The organism is Rhodococcus sp. NPDC059968 (genome assembly GCF_042738615.1).
Taxonomy (GTDB): domain Bacteria; phylum Actinomycetota; class Actinomycetes; order Mycobacteriales; family Mycobacteriaceae; genus Rhodococcus_F.
The window spans coordinates 15020-31989 of sequence record NZ_JBHWUE010000035.1; the positions used below are offsets into that span (position 1 = coordinate 15020).

Below are 16970 nucleotides of genomic sequence, written 5' to 3' on the forward strand. Positions count from 1 at the left end.
GGCGTCAACGGCCGGAACGATGGGCCGCTGATAAGTCAGAGTGAGGTCGAGCAGTTCCGGAACCCCAGGTGCGCGTTGAGTCCCGGAGTGCCGACGAGGGCTCGCATGGCGTGGTCGATCAGGCTGATATGAAGCCCACCGTGGACGATGCCGTGCTTGTTACACAGCGCCGCGGGAAGTTCCGCGGTCAGTGTCGATGTTTCTTCGTGCCGGACCGACGCGGTGATGCCGAAGATCTCGTCCAGGGACGGTAAATCCGGGACCACATTGGTCCGGACGGCAGAGTCCCTCACGAGCGGGGCCGAGGGCCCAGGCGGGGGCTGTCCGGGAACAACGAGGAAGCGCGCAGTTCCCACAGCGATATCCATGCCATCGGGCCCGCGGAGGCGAACGCTGCTCAGACCGGTTCGGTGGTCGGACGAGATCGTCTCTCCGTGCGCCGTCACCACGGCCCCAGGCGCGGGAACCGCTCCCACAGCATCGAGACGCAGGTCAACTGTTCGCACGTCGAATCCCTGCGCGAACAGTCGGCCCAGAGCCTGCGCCGCAGCGGAATCCGCCAAGATGCCCAACCAGCCCAGCGGTATCTCCGGCGCCGAGTCGAACCGCGGAAGGACCATCGCAGCCGTAGCCCAGTCCTCGCCGCGGGCCGTCACTCGACAGCCGGTGAGAATTTCAGCTGGGTGCCGCGGTTCGTGTAGACCGATCTCGAAGTCACGCGGTTCGAGAGACAGCGACGTCACAACCGGTTCCTTTCAGAAGGGGGAGAGTGGTAGCGATCGGTTCGGCCACACGCCGCCCTTTTCTAATATTCTACAAATACCTTTCGTTAGTCAAGTTAAATGTAGAATTTTTACTCGCTGGCCACATCGCCGGCCGGAGCCGCCGCCCGGAGCACGGGTTGAACCCGATGGAAACCCGGCCGTCAGCCAGCTTCTTCCGCGGCCCAGGCCTCCCACTGAGCCTGGGCTGCGTCGTGCCAGCGCGCATGGCCTTCGATGAAGGCGTCGACCGCGCACGTCGCAGGCCAGTCCGAGGGCAATAGCGACGCGGGCAGGACAGGATCGAGGAAGGGAAAACGGCGCCACTCATGGACGAGTGCCACCTGAGCCACAAATGTCTCCGCCGGGGTCAAAGGCGCCATTCCCGCGACCCAAGTAGTGAAGTCGCGATATTGTGCCGCGAGCTCGTCGAGTGTCCAGGCCGCAGAGATCAGGCTTTGAACGTCCTCGACGGGAACCCAGCTGCCGATCCAAGCAAATGCGTTGGATCGAAGACCCAATTCTTCGAGGACCCCGAGGACGGCGCCTTCCTTGTCGGCGTCCGGGATCACCCAGAGACCAGGTGCCGGCGATCCCATGCCAAGCCATGTGAGCTGCGTCCGCAGACGGTGGCGCAGACTGCGTTGAACCTCGGGCACCGCGACGTTCACGACCAACCACCGGCCGTCCCAGCTCCGGTCTTCACGCAAGAATCCGTAGATTCGGTCTGCACCGTCGCGAAGCAATGTGGCACCCCGCTCGGTCAGAGACCACCGCACGCGTCGGCCCGAGCGCTCCGACTCGAGCAGACCCTCCTGCGCCATACGGGAAATCGCCTGACGAGCAGCTTTGTGCTCCACGCCTATTGCAGCGAGGGCGCGCAGCAGCGTCGAGGTCCAGACCGCTTGCCGTCGCGGACCGACGAACTCGCCCAGAATGGTGAGCAGAGCGGACCTCGCACTGGTCGAGGCAACTCCGAGCGGGCGAGCACCCACGGCAACGTCCAGGGGCGCCGCATCCGAATCGGGATACCGGACGTCAGTCATGCCTCACCTTCCCACGTTCCCAAGCCTTCAACTCAACCGCTCACCGCGCCAGTCGCCGAAGACAAGAGCCTCCTCGACCGGTCGACAGTTCCTAATGTACAAACCGACAAGCGCCATAGTCGCAGCTCGGCACGGTCGCGCGCTGTGATCCTGCCATGCACATCGAAGCATTCCAACGAGTACTTTCTACGTATCTATTACGTGTCGCAATGCTTATGTTGACTATCGGGCTCGTGCGGACTTACTGTGATTCACACAACTTCGGCCTACCTGGGTGACGTGACGCACCCCCGAGGTAGGCGCTCACACCTCGAGTACGTACACCGGTGTCGACCAGAACAGAGCTCTGCTCGACCAGGGTCCCCGAAAGGATCAGCGCCATGAGAAGCGACACCTCCATTGACATGGCAGAACGATTGACCGCCGCGTCTGCGCCGATCTCGCGGTACCGCTGGGTCGTCCTGGGTCTGTGCTGGCTGGCACTGGTACTGACCTCGGTCGACCGGTCAACATGGGGACCCGCATCAGTATTCGTCGGCGAGGACCTCGGGGTCCCCCTGGCAAGCCTGGGCACCTTCGCAACCGCCTACTACATCGGGTATGTCCTGTCGAACGCTGGCAACGGCTTCCTCACCGACTGGGTGGGTGGGCGCGCGATCGTCACCACCTCCCTGATCGGGGCCGGCATCTTCATGATGATCTTCGGATCGACGACCTCGGCGTCCGTCGGCATCGCGGTACAAGCAGCTGTCGGACTCTTCGCCGGCGCCGACTACGCTGCAGGCGTCAAACTGATCACCAGCTGGTTCCGCCCCGAAGAGCTCGGTAAAGCCATGGGCATATTCCTGTCCGCGACATCCATCGGCGTCGTGGTCGCGAACTCCACCGTCCCGATGCTGATCGAGCACTTCGCCTGGACGACGTCCTACCACGTCTTCGGCGCCCTCTCCGTCGTCGCCGGCGGCATCTGCTGGATGTTGCTCCGTCCCGGCCCGGTCGACTTGCGGGCCGAAGCCGCGGAGTCCAGCGCCACCGGCGCGGTCATCATGACGATCCTGCGCAACCGCAATCTCATGCTCGTCGCGGTAGCAGGCTTCGGCGGATGCTGGGGAACCTACGGCTTCATCACCTGGTCGAACACCCTGATGATCAAGGGACACTCGGTAACGCCCGCAACCGCAGGCTTCATCGTTGCGCTCTTTGCCGCACTCGGCGTATTCGGCAAACCCCTCATCGGCATTATCTCGGACCGTTTCAACGGCGCACGCAGAGTTCCCGCCATGATCGTCCTCGGATGCTTCGCGGTTACCCTGCTCATCTTCGGCATGCTCAGCACTCCGCTCGGCTTCCTGATCGCGGCCCCCTTCCTCGGACTGTCCGCGTACTGCTACCTGCCCTTACTCGTGGCACTGATCCCGCGACTCGTGTCAAGCCATGTCGTGGGTTCCTCCGCCGGCGTCTCCAATGCCTTCTGGAACATCGGCAGTGTGCTCGTCCCGATCACGGTCGGAGCCGTGTTCGCGGCATCGGGTAAGTCCTTCCTCGCCGCGTTCGCGACGCTCGCCGCCGGGCCACTCGTGGCAGTCGTCGCGTTGTGCTTCGTCAACGAACGACCTGGCTCGGTGTCCGTCGTCGTCAACCGCAACGCTTGACCGCAGGCCTGTCACAGGGTTCCGTCCACTGAATCGCGCAGACAACTATAGTTACGATGGCGACGGGTTGTATGCCGCCCGGATATGAGGGGCGCGTACAACTCTCATCGGGTCACAACTTATGCACCAGTGTCCGAAACAGGGCTTGGGGTGACGGCCCGGCTCCTTCCCGGCCGGCCCAGCAAGGCCCCCACCAGCGGTCCAGACTCAACGATGCAGTGCAAACCCGTCAGCACGCAACGAAGTCCGATCCTCAGCCGCTCCGCGTCGGTAACCGCAAAAGGAGACCGGGCGGTCGTTCCTACGTATTTCATGTGAGGACCCGTCCACGAGTCTCTGGCATCGGTCAGGAACTCGTGCAGGTCGATATCGTGGCAGTGGTCATCGCGTGGTCCTTCCTCGAGTGACTTTGGACGGTCTCTCACAGAGTCACTCGATGGCCGCCGTCATTAGGCTACGACACGCCGGTCAGAGCCGAATCTGATTATTACACCACTGTTTTGGACGCAACCCCGTCGCCTTCGCCTTCCTCATCCCTGGAATGCTCCCGCTCCGACGAGCGGTAGCGCCGTCGTCATGGCAGCGGCCCTGGGTGAGCACCATCCGATGAATGATTACCTTTAAGCTCCCGGTTCCCGGTGCGCGAGAGCCGATGTCGAGCACCGTTCGACGACCGCACCGGTAACGGTGCGGTCGCATTGCTCCGAGCGAACGCATCCTTCGTATGGAAGCGGTAAGGCCGGCGGTCTCGCCGACAAACTTGGATGCCGCGAGGGCGCCGCAGTCGGGTATTGCCAGCAACGACTATAGCGGCACGGTAGTCCCGCGGGGGGTGATCTCGGTGGCGATTTCGTCGGTCTCGACCGTGACGCCTCTACTGAATTCGCCGCGAGCACTTACCACCCGCCGCATCGCCGGCACCGACGACCCGGATCACCCGCTCCTTCGCAAACTCGTGCTGCCGACGCTCGAGTGCCGTTCCCGCACTCGACCCCGACCGCGCACTGGCTCGCCGACACACTGTGAAACGCGGGACCGAGAAACGGGCGGGATCAACTGGGCGTATGACCGACCCGCTGGCAATGGCGATGGCCGCGCATCTCATCGGCCAGCGCGAGTCGGCCGTGCCGCAGCGACCACGTGGGCCTCCGCAGCTATTGACATTGACGTCAACATCAACACATACTGTGACCGTGACCACAAGCGAGGCGCAGGAACGGGCGCGGTCGGCGCGTAAGGACAACGACGGCCCCCGCCGCCGCGAACTCCTCCGCGCCGCGAGCGCCTGCTTCGCCGAACTCGGCTACGACCGGACGACCGTCGAGGTGATCACCACCCAGGCCGAAGTGTCGCGGGCAACGTTCTACGCCTACTTCTCGTCGAAGGACGAGGCGTTCCACGCCGTCGCCGCCGACGTGTGCGAGGAGTTCCTCGAGTCGCAGCACGTGGAAGGACCGGCGAGCGAGGACCTGCGAGAGGTGCTGCGCACCACCACCAAAGCGTTCGTGGAGGCCGTGTATGCCAACGGACGCGTCCTCGAACTGATCAGGCACCGCGCCCGGCTCGACCCCGAGGTCGGCCGAAGCTGGACCACCGTGCAGACCCGGCTCATCCGCCGCTACACCCGGTTCATCGAGCGCATCATCGCCACGTGTGACGTCACGCCGTGCGCGCCGCCCGCCCGCATCGCGCAGACCCTCGCCGACGCCCAACTCGCGGGCGCCGCCCGACTGGTGGACGCGACGGCCCGCGAACAACGCCGGTACACCGCCGACCTGACCGCCATCTCCGAAAGACTCATCGGCTTCGCCTAGCAACGACCATCCGCACAGAATCGGGAGTTCGGTATGCCCACTTCGCCTTCGAGTGACCCCGCGGCCCTGGAATTGGCCCTCGCCGAGATACGCGAACTCCAGGACGCCGCGTGGCCACCGCAGGTACCGCGGACAGTCGAGTACCCGATCGAGGGCCGCACCGTGATCGACTACTTGCGGCACTGGGCGACGGCACGACCGGAGACGGTCGCGATCGACTTCTACGGGCGTGCCATCACCTACGCCGAACTCGACGAACTGTCGGACCGCTTCGCCGGCTGGCTCCTGCAGCGGGGCGCGGCCGCCGGCGACCGCGTCGGCGTCCATCTCACCAACTGTCCGCAGTTCCATGTCGCCTTGCTCGGGATCCTGAAGATCGGCGCCGTCCACGTCCCGATCAACCCGTTGTTCCGGGAGCACGAACTCGCGTACGAACTCGACGACGCCGGCGTGGAGATCCTGCTGACGCAGGATTCGTTCGCACCCATGGTCGACTCCGTGCGCGGCCAGACCGCGTTGCGGCACGTCGCGATCACCGCCCTGTCGGACCTGCTGCCCGCCGAACCCAGCGTCGCACCGCCGTTCCCCCTCACCTCCGCACCCACCGATTGGGTGGAGATCGTGAACTCCCCACGCGCCGAACCGATTCCGATGGAGCCCGACGCGTTGGCGGCACTGAACTACACCGGAGGCACCACCGGGATGCCGAAGGGCTGCGAACACACGCAGGCGCACATGGTCTACACCGCCGCCACCGCGACACTGGCCGGCGGCAGGCAGGTGGGCGAGGCTCCCCCGGTGGTCCTCGGGTTCCTGCCCGTCTTCTGGATCGCCGGCGAGGACTTCGGCATCCTGTATCCGCTGATCAACGGCGGCACCGTCGTGCTGCTCAACCGCTGGGATCCGGAGGCCGCGGCGACGCTCGTCGAAAGTCGTGGTGTGACGTCGATAATGGGGACGGTCGACAACTATGTGGAACTGATGGATCTGCCCGGCTTCACCGAACGGGACTTCTCCACCCTGGACAACGCGATGGCCGTGTCGTTCGTACTCAAGCTCGACCCCGCGATTCGCGGTCGTTGGCGCGACGCCACCGGTCACGTGCTGCGGGAGGCCAGTTACGGAATGACGGAGACGCACACCGCCGACACCATCACGCTCGGTTTCCAGACCGACGACGAGGATCTGCTCAGCGAGCCCGTGTTCTGCGGACTTCCGGTTCCGGGCACCGACGTGCTGATCGTCGACGAGGCCGGGGCACCGGTGCCGGTGGGGCAATCCGGACAGATCATCGTGCGCAGTCCGTCGCTGCTCACCGGTTACTACGGCAAACCCGACGCCACCGTTGCCGCGCTGCGCGACGGATGGCTTCAGACCGGCGACGTCGGCAAGCTGAACGACAAAGGCGCACTGCACTATCTGGCGCGCAACAAGGAAATGATCAAGACCAATGGAATGAGCGTGTTCCCCTCCGAGGTGGAGGCACTGCTCATGCTGCATCCCGACATTCAGTCGGCCGCGGTGGTTCCGAAGCCCGATCCGGGCAAGGGTCAGGTACCGTTCGCGTTCGTCCAGCTCCTCCCCGACCGTCAGGTCTCGGGTGAGGAACTGCGGGAGTGGGCGGCCCGGAACATGGCCACCTACAAGGTCCCCACCGTCGAGGTGCTCGACGCCCTACCCATGACGGCGACCGGGAAGGTCCGCAAGGCCGACCTGTTCGCTCTGGCCGAGGAGTACAAGTGATCCTGCTGGTCGCCAATCGTGGCGAGATCGCGCTCCGCATCATCCGCACCGCCGAGGAGATGTCGGTCGACACCGTCGCCGTCTACGCGGAGGACGACGCGGACAGTCCCCATGTGCGCGCGGCGACCGAAGCGGTCGCGCTCCGCGGTGCCGGCCCGTCCGCCTACCTGGATACTCCGGCCATTCTCGACGCGGCCGCGGAGTTCGGTGCCACCGCGGTGCATCCCGGCTACGGATTCCTCAGCGAGAACGCCGAATTCGCACGCGCCTGCGCCGAGGCCGGGCTTGCCTTCGTGGGTCCGAGCCCCGAAGTGCTCGACATCTTCGGCGACAAGTCGTCGGCACGCGAGGCCGCCGTGGCCGCGAAGGTGCCGGTGCTCGCCGCAACGAACGGTCCCACCGACCTGGACGGCGTCCGCGCGTTCTTCGCGGATCACCCGGGCGGGATCATGATCAAGGCGCTCGCGGGCGGCGGCGGTCGCGGCATCCGTGGCGTCCGCAGTGCGGACCGAATCGAGGAGGCGTACCGGCTGTGTGCGTCCGAGGCGCAACTCGGATTCGGCAACGCGGCACTGTTCGCCGAGGCACTTCTCGACGGCGCCCGGCACATCGAGGTGCAGGTGGTGGCGGCACCGCAGGCGGGCGTGACGCGGGCCCTGGCCGTCGGTGACCGCGACTGCAGCATGCAGCGCCGCCACCAGAAGCTCGTCGAGATCGCCCCCGCGCAGGGGCTCGACCCGGGACTGCGCAGCGAACTGCACGAGGCAGCGACCCGACTGTGTGCCAGTGTCGGGTACCGGGGACTCGCCACCGTCGAATTCCTGTTGTCCCGCAACGGCTTCGTCTTCCTGGAGGTCAATCCCCGAATCCAGGTGGAGCACACGGTCACCGAGGAAGTCACGGGCCTCGACCTCGTCGCCGTGCAGATCGACATCGCCCGGGGAGCCGACTACGGGGAACTGTCGCTGCCCGACGGGATCAGCGCCATGGGGCTCGACACGTCGGGCACACACGCTGCCGCGCGCGGAATCGCCATCCAGGCCCGGGTGAACATGGAGACGATGCGCCCCGACGGTCAGGCCGTCCCCGCCGCGGGCACCCTGTCCGTCTTCTCCCCGCCGACGGGACCGGGTGTCCGCGTAGACACCTACGGGCGGCCCGGACTGTCACCGAGCCCGCGGTACGACTCGCTCCTCGCGAAGGTGATCGTGCATTCGCGGGGCGCGTCGTTCTCGGCCGCGGTGCGCAAGGCGGATGCGGCGCTCGCCGAGTTCGTCGTCGAGGGCGTCCCCACCAATATCGGCTTCCTCCGGGCGATTCTGGCGGATCCGGGCTTCGCCGACGGCGTCGTCGGCACCGACCATCTCGCCGAGCGGATGAGTGCGCTCGTCGACGCCGCCCAGGTGCACCAGCCGGCGGAGGTGGCGTCGGAGGCGCTCGAGTTGCGGGCGGGTGAGGACGTGCTGCGCGCCCACCTGGCCGGGACCGTCGTGGAGTCGACCGGCGAAGGTGCGGCCGTCGAGTCCGGTGCCCAACTCGTGGTGCTCGAGGCCATGAAGATGCAGCACGTGATCGCCGCCCCCGCGGGCGCGGTGGTCGAGCGGAATCTGGTGTCGCCCGGGCAGACCGTCAACGCCGGCGACCCGCTGATCGTGATCCGCCGCACGGGGTCGGACGCCGGTGACGTCGCCGACAGTGCAACCGATCTGGATCGTGAGCGCGCGGACCTGGCAGAGATCCGGCAGCGACACGAGGTGACCCTCGACGCCGCCCGGCCCGCCGCGATCGCGAAGCGCACGAAGCTCGGGAGGCGCAGCGCACGAGCGAACATCGACGATCTGGTCGACCCCGGCAGCTTCGTCGAATACGGGCCCCTGGTCCTGGCCGCGCAGCGCAGCCGCCGCTCCGAGCAGGACCTGATCGAGAACACCCCCGCCGACGGTCTCGTCGCCGGGCTCGCCACCGTCAACGGTGACGTGTTCGGTCCGCACGACGCCCAGGCGGTGGTGCTGTCGTACGACTACACGGTGCTCGCCGGAACCCAGGGCATGCGCAACCACGCGAAGACGGATCGGGTGATCGAACTCGCCGGCCGCAAGCAGGTCCCGGTCGTCCTGTTCGCCGAGGGCGGCGGCGGACGGCCCGGCGACACCGACGCCGGCCCGGCAGCGGGATTGGACCTGAACACCTTCCGGTCGCTGGCGGCGCTGAACGGGAAGGTTCCGCTGGTGTCGGTCGTCTCCGGACGCTGCTTCGCGGGCAACGCCGCCCTCGCCGGAGTCTGCGACGTCCTCATCGCCACCCCCGACGCGAACATCGGCATGGGCGGCCCGGCGATGGTGGAGGGCGGCGGACTCGGTGTGTACCGGCCGGAGGACATCGGTCCCGTCGACGTGCAGCGGCGCAACGGCGTCATCGATCTGCTCGCCCGGGACGAGGTGCACGCGGTCGAACTGGCGAAGAAATACCTGTCGTACTTCCAGGGCGCGCTTCCCGAGTGGGAGGCACCCGACGAGCGGCTGGCACGCCACGTCGTCCCGGAGAACCGGTTGCGCGCCTACGACGTTCGCAGTGCCGTGGAGGCCATCGCCGATGTCGGCTCGGTCCTCGAACTGCGCCGCGACCACGGCGTCGGCATCGTCACCGCACTGATCCGGGTGGAGGGTGCGCCGTACGGGCTCGTCGCGAACAGCAGCCACCACCTCGGCGGCGCGATCGACGCGGTCGCGGCGGACAAGATGGCCCGCTTCCTGGAGCTGTGCGAATCGTTCGGCCTGCCGGTCGTCTCACTGTGTGACACACCGGGATTCATGGTCGGCCCCGACTCGGAGAAAGAAGCCACGGTTCGCCGGTTCGGCAAACTGTTCGTCGCGGGCGCGCGGATGACCGTCCCGTTCGGGACCATCATCCTGCGCAAGGGGTACGGCCTCGGCGCGATGGCCATGGCGGGCGGCTCCTTCCACGCGTCCGAGTTCACGGTCGCGTGGCCGACCGGCGAGATCGGGGCGATGGGACTGGAGGGCGCGGTGCGGCTCGGATTCCGGAAGGAACTCGAGGCCATCGACGACCCCGCCGAGCGCGACACCGCGTTCGCGCAACTCGTCGACGCCGCCTACCAGCACGGGAAGGCCCTGAACGCGGCGACGATCTTCGAACTCGACGACGTGATCGACCCGGCCGACTCCCGTGCCTGGATCGTGCGCCTCCGGCGCCCGTGAGTACTTATTAACCGCGGGACGTTAATAAGTACTCACGGGGGCGAAGCCCACAACGGCCCGGCCCGAGTAGGTGCCGGCTCGCACCTGGTCGATCACCGAGACGACGTCGGCGATCGGAACGTCGTGGGTGATCGATTCGAGCCGGGACGGTGCGAGGTCGGACGCGAGACGGCCCCACAGCCGACGTCGCTGCTCGATCGGGTACTGCACCGAGTCGATCCCGAGCAGGCTGACACCGCGCAGGATGAACGGCAGGACCGTGGTCTCCAACTTCGGTCCGCCCGTCAGCCCACTCGCCGCGACCGCGCCGCCGTACTCGATGGTGCTGAGCACATGTGCGAGAGTGGCGCCGCCGACGCAGTCGACTGCGGCGGCCCACTCGGCCTTGCCGAGCGGGCGCGGCTTCGTGTCGGGCTCCGGGAGGCGTCCGATCACCTTGCTCGCACCCAGTTCGGTGAGCAGTTCCGCCTTCTCCGGCTTTCCGCTCGACGCGACCACCTCGAAGCCCGCCGCCGACAGCAGGTCGACGGCGACGGTGCCGACGCCGCCACTCGCGCCGGTCACGAGCACCGGACCGTTGCCCGGCTCGACGCCACGGGACAGCAGTGCCTCCACGCTCATCGCGGCCGTGAAACCGGCGGTCCCGATCGCGGCGGCGGTGCGGGTGGACATGCCGTCGAGTTTCACCACCCAGTCGGCCGGGACGCGGGCGAACTGCGCGTACCCGCCGTGGCGGGCGGTGCCGATGTCGTAGCCGTGGGCGATGACCGTGTCACCGACGGAGAACTCCGGCGACTGCGACTCGACGACGGTGCCTGCCACGTCGATGCCGGGCACGATGGGGTACTCGCGGACGACTCCGCCCTTCGGCGTGAGCGCGAGCGCGTCCTTGAAGTTCACGCTGGAGTATTCGACCTGGATCGTGACCTCGCCCTGCGGCAGGAACGACTCGCCGACCGTCTCCTGGGAGAGGCCGATGGCGCCCTCGTTCTCGCGAGCGATCCAGGCGGTGAATTCCTTCATCAGCTTGCTCTCCTGACCTCGGGGGTGCGTGGAGACCATCATGCGACAGCCGTGCCCCGCAGACGAGGCCGGGGCGAGAATCCCGGGATCAGAACCGGAGGAGCACCTTGCTCGACGAGGACGCATCCTTGGCCGACGCGAACGCGGTGAGCGCATCGGCGACGTCGTACTCGGCCGTGACGATCGGATCCACCACCAGCGAGCCGTCGGCGAGGGCGGCCACCACCTCGTCGATCTCGTCGTTGAACCGGAACGAGCCGACCAGATCCAGTTCCCGGGTGATCGCGATCGATACGGGTACCGGCTGATCGCCGGAGGGAAGCAGTCCGACCATCACGACCCGGCCGCCGCGTGCCGTTCCGTGTATCGCCGATGCCAGACCCCGATGGTTGCCGGAGCATTCGATGGTGACATCTGCTTCCACCGCGGCGACGGCGTCGGCGTCGGTGGCGGTGAGGGTCGCGTCCGCGCCCACGGCGCGCGCGATCCTCAGCGGGTACTCGTGCATGTCCACCGCCGTGATCTTCCCGGCACCCGCTCGCTTCAGTACCGCCACCACGAGCGCGCCGATGGGTCCGGCACCGATGACGAGGACCGACCGGTCCTTCACGTCCCCTGCCCGCGCGACCGCGTGCCACGCCACGCTCGCCGGCTCGGCCAGTGAGGCCAGACGAAGATCGAGACCCTCGGGAAGAACCCGGAGCATGCGAGTCGGGACAGCGACGTGGCTGACGAACAGCCCGTCCGCGTGCGGAAAATGTGCCGCGCTGCCCAGGTACGTGCATCCGGGGGAAATATTGGGGCGATCGGCCGGATATTTCGCGCTGTCGCCGCCGGGCGTCGCGGGATGGATGGTGACGGGAGTGCCGACGCCGGGACCGCTTCCGTCCGTCGCGCCGATCAGCACCGTGCCGGACGCCTCGTGTCCGAGCCGCATCGGTGCGCGGAGGATCGACTCGCCGGCGGCGCCGTGCTGCCAGTAGTGGAGATCCGATCCGCAGATCCCGCCGTAGGCGATGCGGATCACCGCTTCGTCCGGCTTCGGTGCGGCGATCGGCACCTCCTCCACGCGCAGGTCCTGCGCACCGTGGGCGACGACCGCCTGCGCGTGCGTCGGAACCTCGACGGCTTCGGAAGCGGTGGTCGGGCTGGTGTTCATCGGTGAAGTCCAGTTCTGTCGGAGATCGGAGCTTGTCATCGGGTGACGGGTTCCGCGGAGGTGAGGAGGCCGAGTTCGTCTCGTCGGGGCATGCCCTCCCAGTCGCCGGACACGGTGCACGCGAACGCCCCGACCGTGACAGCGGTTGTCAGCCGGTCGGCGGGTGCCACGCCGGCCAGGCGTTCCGCGAGGTAGCCGGCGACGAAACCGTCTCCGGCCCCGACGGAGTCGACCACGCTCACCGGCACCGCGGGCAGGGCGTACGTCTCTCCGTCGATGATCGCCAGGCACCCCTGGTCTCCCAGTTTCAGGATGCTCTCGCGTGGTCCGAGGTCGCGGACACGGGCAACGAGTTCGGCGGGGGTGCCCTCGCCCACCGCGATCGCGGCCTCGTCCTCACCTGCGAAGACGATGTCCGACAACGCGATCAGCTCACGGAAGACGGGACCCGCATCGTCCGGCGACCACAGCGCGCGGCGATAGTTGAGATCGAACGACACCGGAATGCCCAGCGCGCGTGCCCGTTCGACGCAATGCAGAGTGGCCTTCCTGGCGGAGTCGGACAGGGCGGGGGTGATGCCGGTGACGTGCAGCAGGGACGCCGACTCGAGGCGGTCGTCCGCGATGTCCGACGTGGTGAGCCGCGACCCCGCGCTGCCGGTCCGGTAGTACCAGACACGGGTGGCGGTGGCGGTTCGCCGCTCCTTCACCATCAGTCCGGTCGGTGCATCCGGGTCGCGGATGACGTCGGCGGTGATTCCCTCGGCCCGGAGTTCCCGTTCGATCAGGTCGCCCAGGCTGTCCTGGCCGACACGTCCGATCCAGGTGACGTCGACGCCGAGTCGCCGCAGTGCGATCGCGAAGTTCGATTCGGCGCCGCCGATTCCCAGGTGGAGCGTGGACGCGTGGGCGAGCGGTCCGGTGTCCACCGCCCTGGTGAGGGCCATCGTCTCGCCGAAGGTCAGCACCGTCATCGCGCGACCTCCAGTTCGGCCACGACGTCGCCGAGGCGCCGGCATCGTTCGGCCAGCTGCCCGAGGTCGCCACCGCGGAGTGCGTCGCCGATCAGCGGGCCGCCGAGGCTGACCGCCACCGCTCCGGCCGCGATCCACGCGGGGACGTCTTCGATGCCCACCCCACCCGACGGGACGACCTGGATGTCGGGGAAGGGCCCGCGCAGGTGCCCGATGTACTCCGGTCCGACTACCGACGCCGGGAACAGCTTCACGGCGGTCGCACCGGCGTTCCATCCGTTCCACAGTTCGGTCAGGGTGAATCCGCCCGGGTAGATCGGGACTCCCGCATGCACGGCCGTGGCGATGACCTCGAGGTTGGTCGTCGGCGTCACGAGGAAGTCGGCACCCACGTCGAGGGCGGCGCGGGCCTGGTCGACGGTGGTGACCGTTCCGACGCCGATCTCGACGCCGTCGGGTGCGTCGCGCCGGATGCTGCTCAGGGACTCGAGGGCGCCCGGCGTGCTCATCGTCAGCTCGACGGCGCGCACGCCGTTCTCGGCGAGGACGGTCACGACGGGGGCGTACCGGTCGGCGTGCGCGGCGCGCAGCACCGCGATGACAGAGGAGGTCATGCCGCCGTCACCTCGCGGTCGGTGGCGTTGGCGGCCAGCGTGAGGTCGCGGTCGCGGGTTTCCGGCGCCATCGTCGAGGCGATCAGAACGGTCACGGCCATCACGATCATGTAGACGGCCACCGGGATCCAGGACCCGGAGAACGCCGTGACGAGGGCCGCACAGATCAGCGGTGCGACACCGCCCCCGAAGATCGAGGCGAATTCACGGCCGAGAGTGACGCCGGCGTAGCGGTAGCGGGAGCCGAAGATCTCCGGGAAGTAGCTCATGGTGACACCGACGGCGCCCTGGCAGGCCAGGATGAAGCCGACGATCATCGCCATCGTGATCAACAGGTGTGAGCCGGTGTTGAGGGCCAGGAAGGTCGGCACCGGCAGGATGATCAGAGCGATCACGATCGAGATGTACACCGGCTTGCGGCCCACCCGATCGGACAGACGACCGAACCCGTACGCTGCGATGCCGCCGCAGATGGCCCCGACCAGGAGCACCTTGGGAATGAACGTGGGGTCGACGTGCACGTCGTTCTTGAGGTACGACGCCATGAAGACCTGGTACGTGTACGACTGCGCACTGATGCCGATCGTCATGAACATGACGATGAACAGCGGCTTCTTGCCGTTCGCGAAGATCTCCTTCACGGGCGTCTTCGGAACGTGGTGCTGCTCCTTGAGTTCCTGGAACACCGGGCTCTCGTTGAGCTTGCGACGGATGACGAATGCGGCGACGGTGACGAACAGACTGCTGATGAAGACGAGACGCCAGCCCCAGGACAGGAGCTGCTCCTCCGGCAGGAGTTGCGCGGCGATCCACGCGACTGCGCCGAGCGCCGTGCCCAGCGCGGCTCCGGTCATCACCAGGGCGGCGAGCCGACCTCTCCTGCCTATCTGCGCCGTCTCCGTCAGAAGGGTTGCACCACCGGACTGTTCGGCTCCCGCGCCGAAGCCCTGGAAGAACCGGCACGCGACGAGGAGAGCGGGCGCGAGCAGCCCGACCTGACTGTAGGTGGGCAGCAGGCCGATACCCAGTGTCGCGCCGCCCATGAGCATCAGGGTCGCGACGAGAACCCACTTGCGGCCGAGACGCTCTCCGTACCGCGAGAAGAACAGGCCGCCGAGCGGACGGGCGAGAAACCCGACGGCGTAGGCGCTGAAGCTCGCGAGGACGCCCGCCGCCGGCGAGATGTTGGGGAAGAACAGGGTGTTGAAGATCAGCGCCGAAGCGGTGCCGTAGATGACGAAGTCGTACTGCTCGAGCGTCGTGCCGATGAGCCCCGCCCACGCCGCCCGGCGGACCGCCGACGGGTCTGCCTGGGGTGTACCGCCTGCGCGGCCGGGAGTTTTCGGGTTCACCGTGGGGTCGAGTGTAGTGTCCATGGATTCCTCCATTGGTGGTTCCCGGAAATGTCCGGGCAGGGGTGAGGGAGTCAGATGGTCGCGCTGGACTGCAGCGACGTGATGGTCCCGAGGTCCGGGACCGGGTCGGATGCTTCGCCGGCGGCGACTGCCGGACCGTGGCGGGCAATGATGTCGACGAAGTCGGCGATCCGCGAGACGAACTCGGTGTGCGAAGCGAGAGTGCTGGGAAACAGGCCTCCGTCGACGAAGACGGAGCGAACGAATTCTGTAGTGGACGCGGCGTTGTCGGCCATTCCTGCCAGGCGCGGTCGAGCGGGGTCGGTCATGGATCGTGGGTGGGGGCCGGGATCGAACCCGGGCAGCGGGGCGATGCAGCAGAGGTATGCCGCCACCGTGAGAGACAGGTATTGCGGCACGGTACCGCGGCCGAGGTGTTCGAGTGCCGGGATCGGGATGCGCTGCGCCAGCTTGACCGATCCGTCGGAGCCGACCTGCGAGGTGCGATGTCCCAGAGCGGTATTGGACCAGCGCGAGAAGAGCTGCCGGATGTAGTCGTCCGTGTCCACCGATTCGGGAACGGTGACCGTCGGCAGGTACTCGTCGCACAGGATGCGCCGTGCTGCGGCCTCGACGAACGGCTGCGCCACGGACTCGGGGATGGTGGCCCGCCCGTCGAGTGCGCCGAGATAGGCGATGAGTGAATGCGTCCCGTTGAGCAGTCGGACCTTCATCAGCTCGTACGGCTCCACGTCGTCGGTGAACAGCGCGCCACCGTGCTCCCAGGCGGGACGGCCGGCAGCGAACCGCTCCTCCATGACCCACATCGTGAACGGCTCGGCGGGGACGGCGATCGTATCGCGCACGCCGAGGTGTGCCAGTGCCGCCTCGTTGTAGTGGTCCGAACCGGAGGGCACGATCCGATCCACCATCGAGTTGGGGAACGTCACGGACGAGTTCATCCAGGACAGCAGGTCGTCGCGGAAAGGCGGCGCGAAGGTGCCGACGAACTCGCGTACGAGCCTCTCGGTCTGGCGCCCGTTGGACAGCAGGTTGTCGCAGCTGAGGATAGTCACCGGGGCGGCGTGTGTGCTCGCCCGCAGGGCCAGTCCGCGGGCGATCTGCCCGATCGTGGTGCGGGGCGTCCGCACCCCGGCGAGGTCGCGGCGAACGGCGTGGGAGTCGAGGTCGAGGGAACCGGTCTCGGGTGACACGGTGTACCCGTGTTCGGTCACCGTGATCGTCACGATCTTCGTCGCCGGGTCCGCGATCGCGTGGACGACGGACTCCGGGTCCTGTTCGGCCACCAGGGTTCCGGTGTGCGAACCCGGGACGCTCACACGAGAGCCCTCCGGCGAGATCTCGACGACGCTGTACAGGAGGTCCTGTGCGTTCATCGCATCGGCGACGTTGCGCGAGCGGTTCGCGACACCGAGAATGCCCCACGGTCCGGGTTCGCGTTCCATCGCGAGCGCGGTGTACACCGCCTGGTGCGCGCGGTGGAAGTTGCCGAGGCCCAGGTGCACGATCCCGGTGCCTTCCGGCACCCGCCGGTGGATCAATGCCGCAGCGGGAACATTTCGGCGCGAGAGCGTCGGTTCGGACATGCTC

12 protein-coding genes are annotated in these 16970 nt (G+C 67.4%); 4 read left to right on the forward strand and 8 right to left on the reverse strand.

Features of this window, described 5'->3' with window-relative positions:
• Nucleotides 1-35: 35 nt before the first annotated feature.
• Together ACFWAY_RS25620 and ACFWAY_RS25625 are read right to left on the reverse strand one after the other, a co-directional pair.
• Nucleotides 36-743, reverse strand: coding sequence for a PaaI family thioesterase (locus ACFWAY_RS25620; RefSeq protein WP_378512637.1), 708 nt, complete (start codon nucleotides 741-743; stop codon nucleotides 36-38).
• A 182-nt stretch (nucleotides 744-925) separates the two neighbouring features.
• Nucleotides 926-1807, reverse strand: coding sequence for a PaaX family transcriptional regulator C-terminal domain-containing protein (locus tag ACFWAY_RS25625; RefSeq protein ID WP_378455024.1), 882 nt, complete (start codon nucleotides 1805-1807; stop codon nucleotides 926-928).
• A gap of 380 nt (nucleotides 1808-2187) precedes the next feature.
• Here ACFWAY_RS25625 and ACFWAY_RS25630 point away from each other — a divergent pair, with 380 nt between their 5' ends.
• The 4 genes from ACFWAY_RS25630 (at nucleotide 2188) to ACFWAY_RS25645 (ending at nucleotide 10234) form a co-directional block, all read left to right on the forward strand.
• A complete protein-coding gene (locus ACFWAY_RS25630) occupies nucleotides 2188-3459 on the forward strand; it encodes a nitrate/nitrite transporter (protein ID WP_378512638.1) in 1272 nt (423 codons plus the stop codon).
• Nucleotides 3460-4646: 1187 nt separating this feature from the next.
• Nucleotides 4647-5273, forward strand: coding sequence for a TetR/AcrR family transcriptional regulator (locus ACFWAY_RS25635; protein WP_378455022.1), 627 nt, complete (start codon nucleotides 4647-4649; stop codon nucleotides 5271-5273).
• 33 nt (nucleotides 5274-5306) lie between these two features.
• The gene (locus ACFWAY_RS25640) at nucleotides 5307-7016 is read left to right on the forward strand and encodes an AMP-binding protein (protein ID WP_378512639.1); all 1710 of its coding nucleotides are present in this window, start codon (nucleotides 5307-5309) and stop codon (nucleotides 7014-7016) included.
• Entirely contained in the window at nucleotides 7013-10234 is a 3222-nt protein-coding gene (locus ACFWAY_RS25645; protein WP_378512640.1) for a carboxyl transferase domain-containing protein, read from the forward strand. The genes ACFWAY_RS25640 and ACFWAY_RS25645 overlap by 4 nt, the downstream gene beginning before the upstream one ends.
• 21 nt (nucleotides 10235-10255) lie before the next feature.
• On the opposite strand, the gene ACFWAY_RS25650 is transcribed toward ACFWAY_RS25645, so the two are convergent.
• The 6 genes from ACFWAY_RS25650 to ACFWAY_RS25675 form a co-directional block, all read right to left on the reverse strand.
• Nucleotides 10256-11257 carry an MDR family oxidoreductase gene (locus ACFWAY_RS25650; protein WP_378455019.1) on the reverse strand — a complete coding sequence of 334 codons (1002 nt, stop codon included), beginning with the start codon at nucleotides 11255-11257 and terminating at the stop codon, nucleotides 10256-10258.
• Nucleotides 11258-11345: 88 nt separating this feature from the next.
• A complete protein-coding gene (locus ACFWAY_RS25655; protein ID WP_378512641.1) occupies nucleotides 11346-12416 on the reverse strand; it encodes an L-idonate 5-dehydrogenase in 1071 nt (356 codons plus the stop codon).
• A 35-nt stretch (nucleotides 12417-12451) separates the two neighbouring features.
• Nucleotides 12452-13390 (reverse strand): sugar kinase, encoded by a 939-nt coding sequence (locus ACFWAY_RS25660; protein WP_378512642.1) that lies wholly within the window; start codon nucleotides 13388-13390, stop codon nucleotides 12452-12454.
• On the reverse strand, nucleotides 13387-14004 hold the full coding sequence (locus ACFWAY_RS25665; RefSeq protein ID WP_378455016.1) for a bifunctional 4-hydroxy-2-oxoglutarate aldolase/2-dehydro-3-deoxy-phosphogluconate aldolase: 618 nt from the start codon (nucleotides 14002-14004) through the stop codon (nucleotides 13387-13389). Before ACFWAY_RS25665 ends, ACFWAY_RS25660 begins: the two co-directional genes overlap by 4 nt.
• A complete protein-coding gene (locus ACFWAY_RS25670) occupies nucleotides 14001-15380 on the reverse strand; it encodes an MFS transporter (RefSeq protein WP_378455015.1) in 1380 nt (459 codons plus the stop codon). The genes ACFWAY_RS25665 and ACFWAY_RS25670 overlap by 4 nt, the downstream gene beginning before the upstream one ends.
• 50 nt (nucleotides 15381-15430) lie before the next feature.
• Nucleotides 15431-16966 carry a mannitol dehydrogenase family protein gene (locus ACFWAY_RS25675; RefSeq protein WP_378512643.1) on the reverse strand — a complete coding sequence of 512 codons (1536 nt, stop codon included), beginning with the start codon at nucleotides 16964-16966 and terminating at the stop codon, nucleotides 15431-15433.
• Nucleotides 16967-16970: the final 4 nt, after the last annotated feature.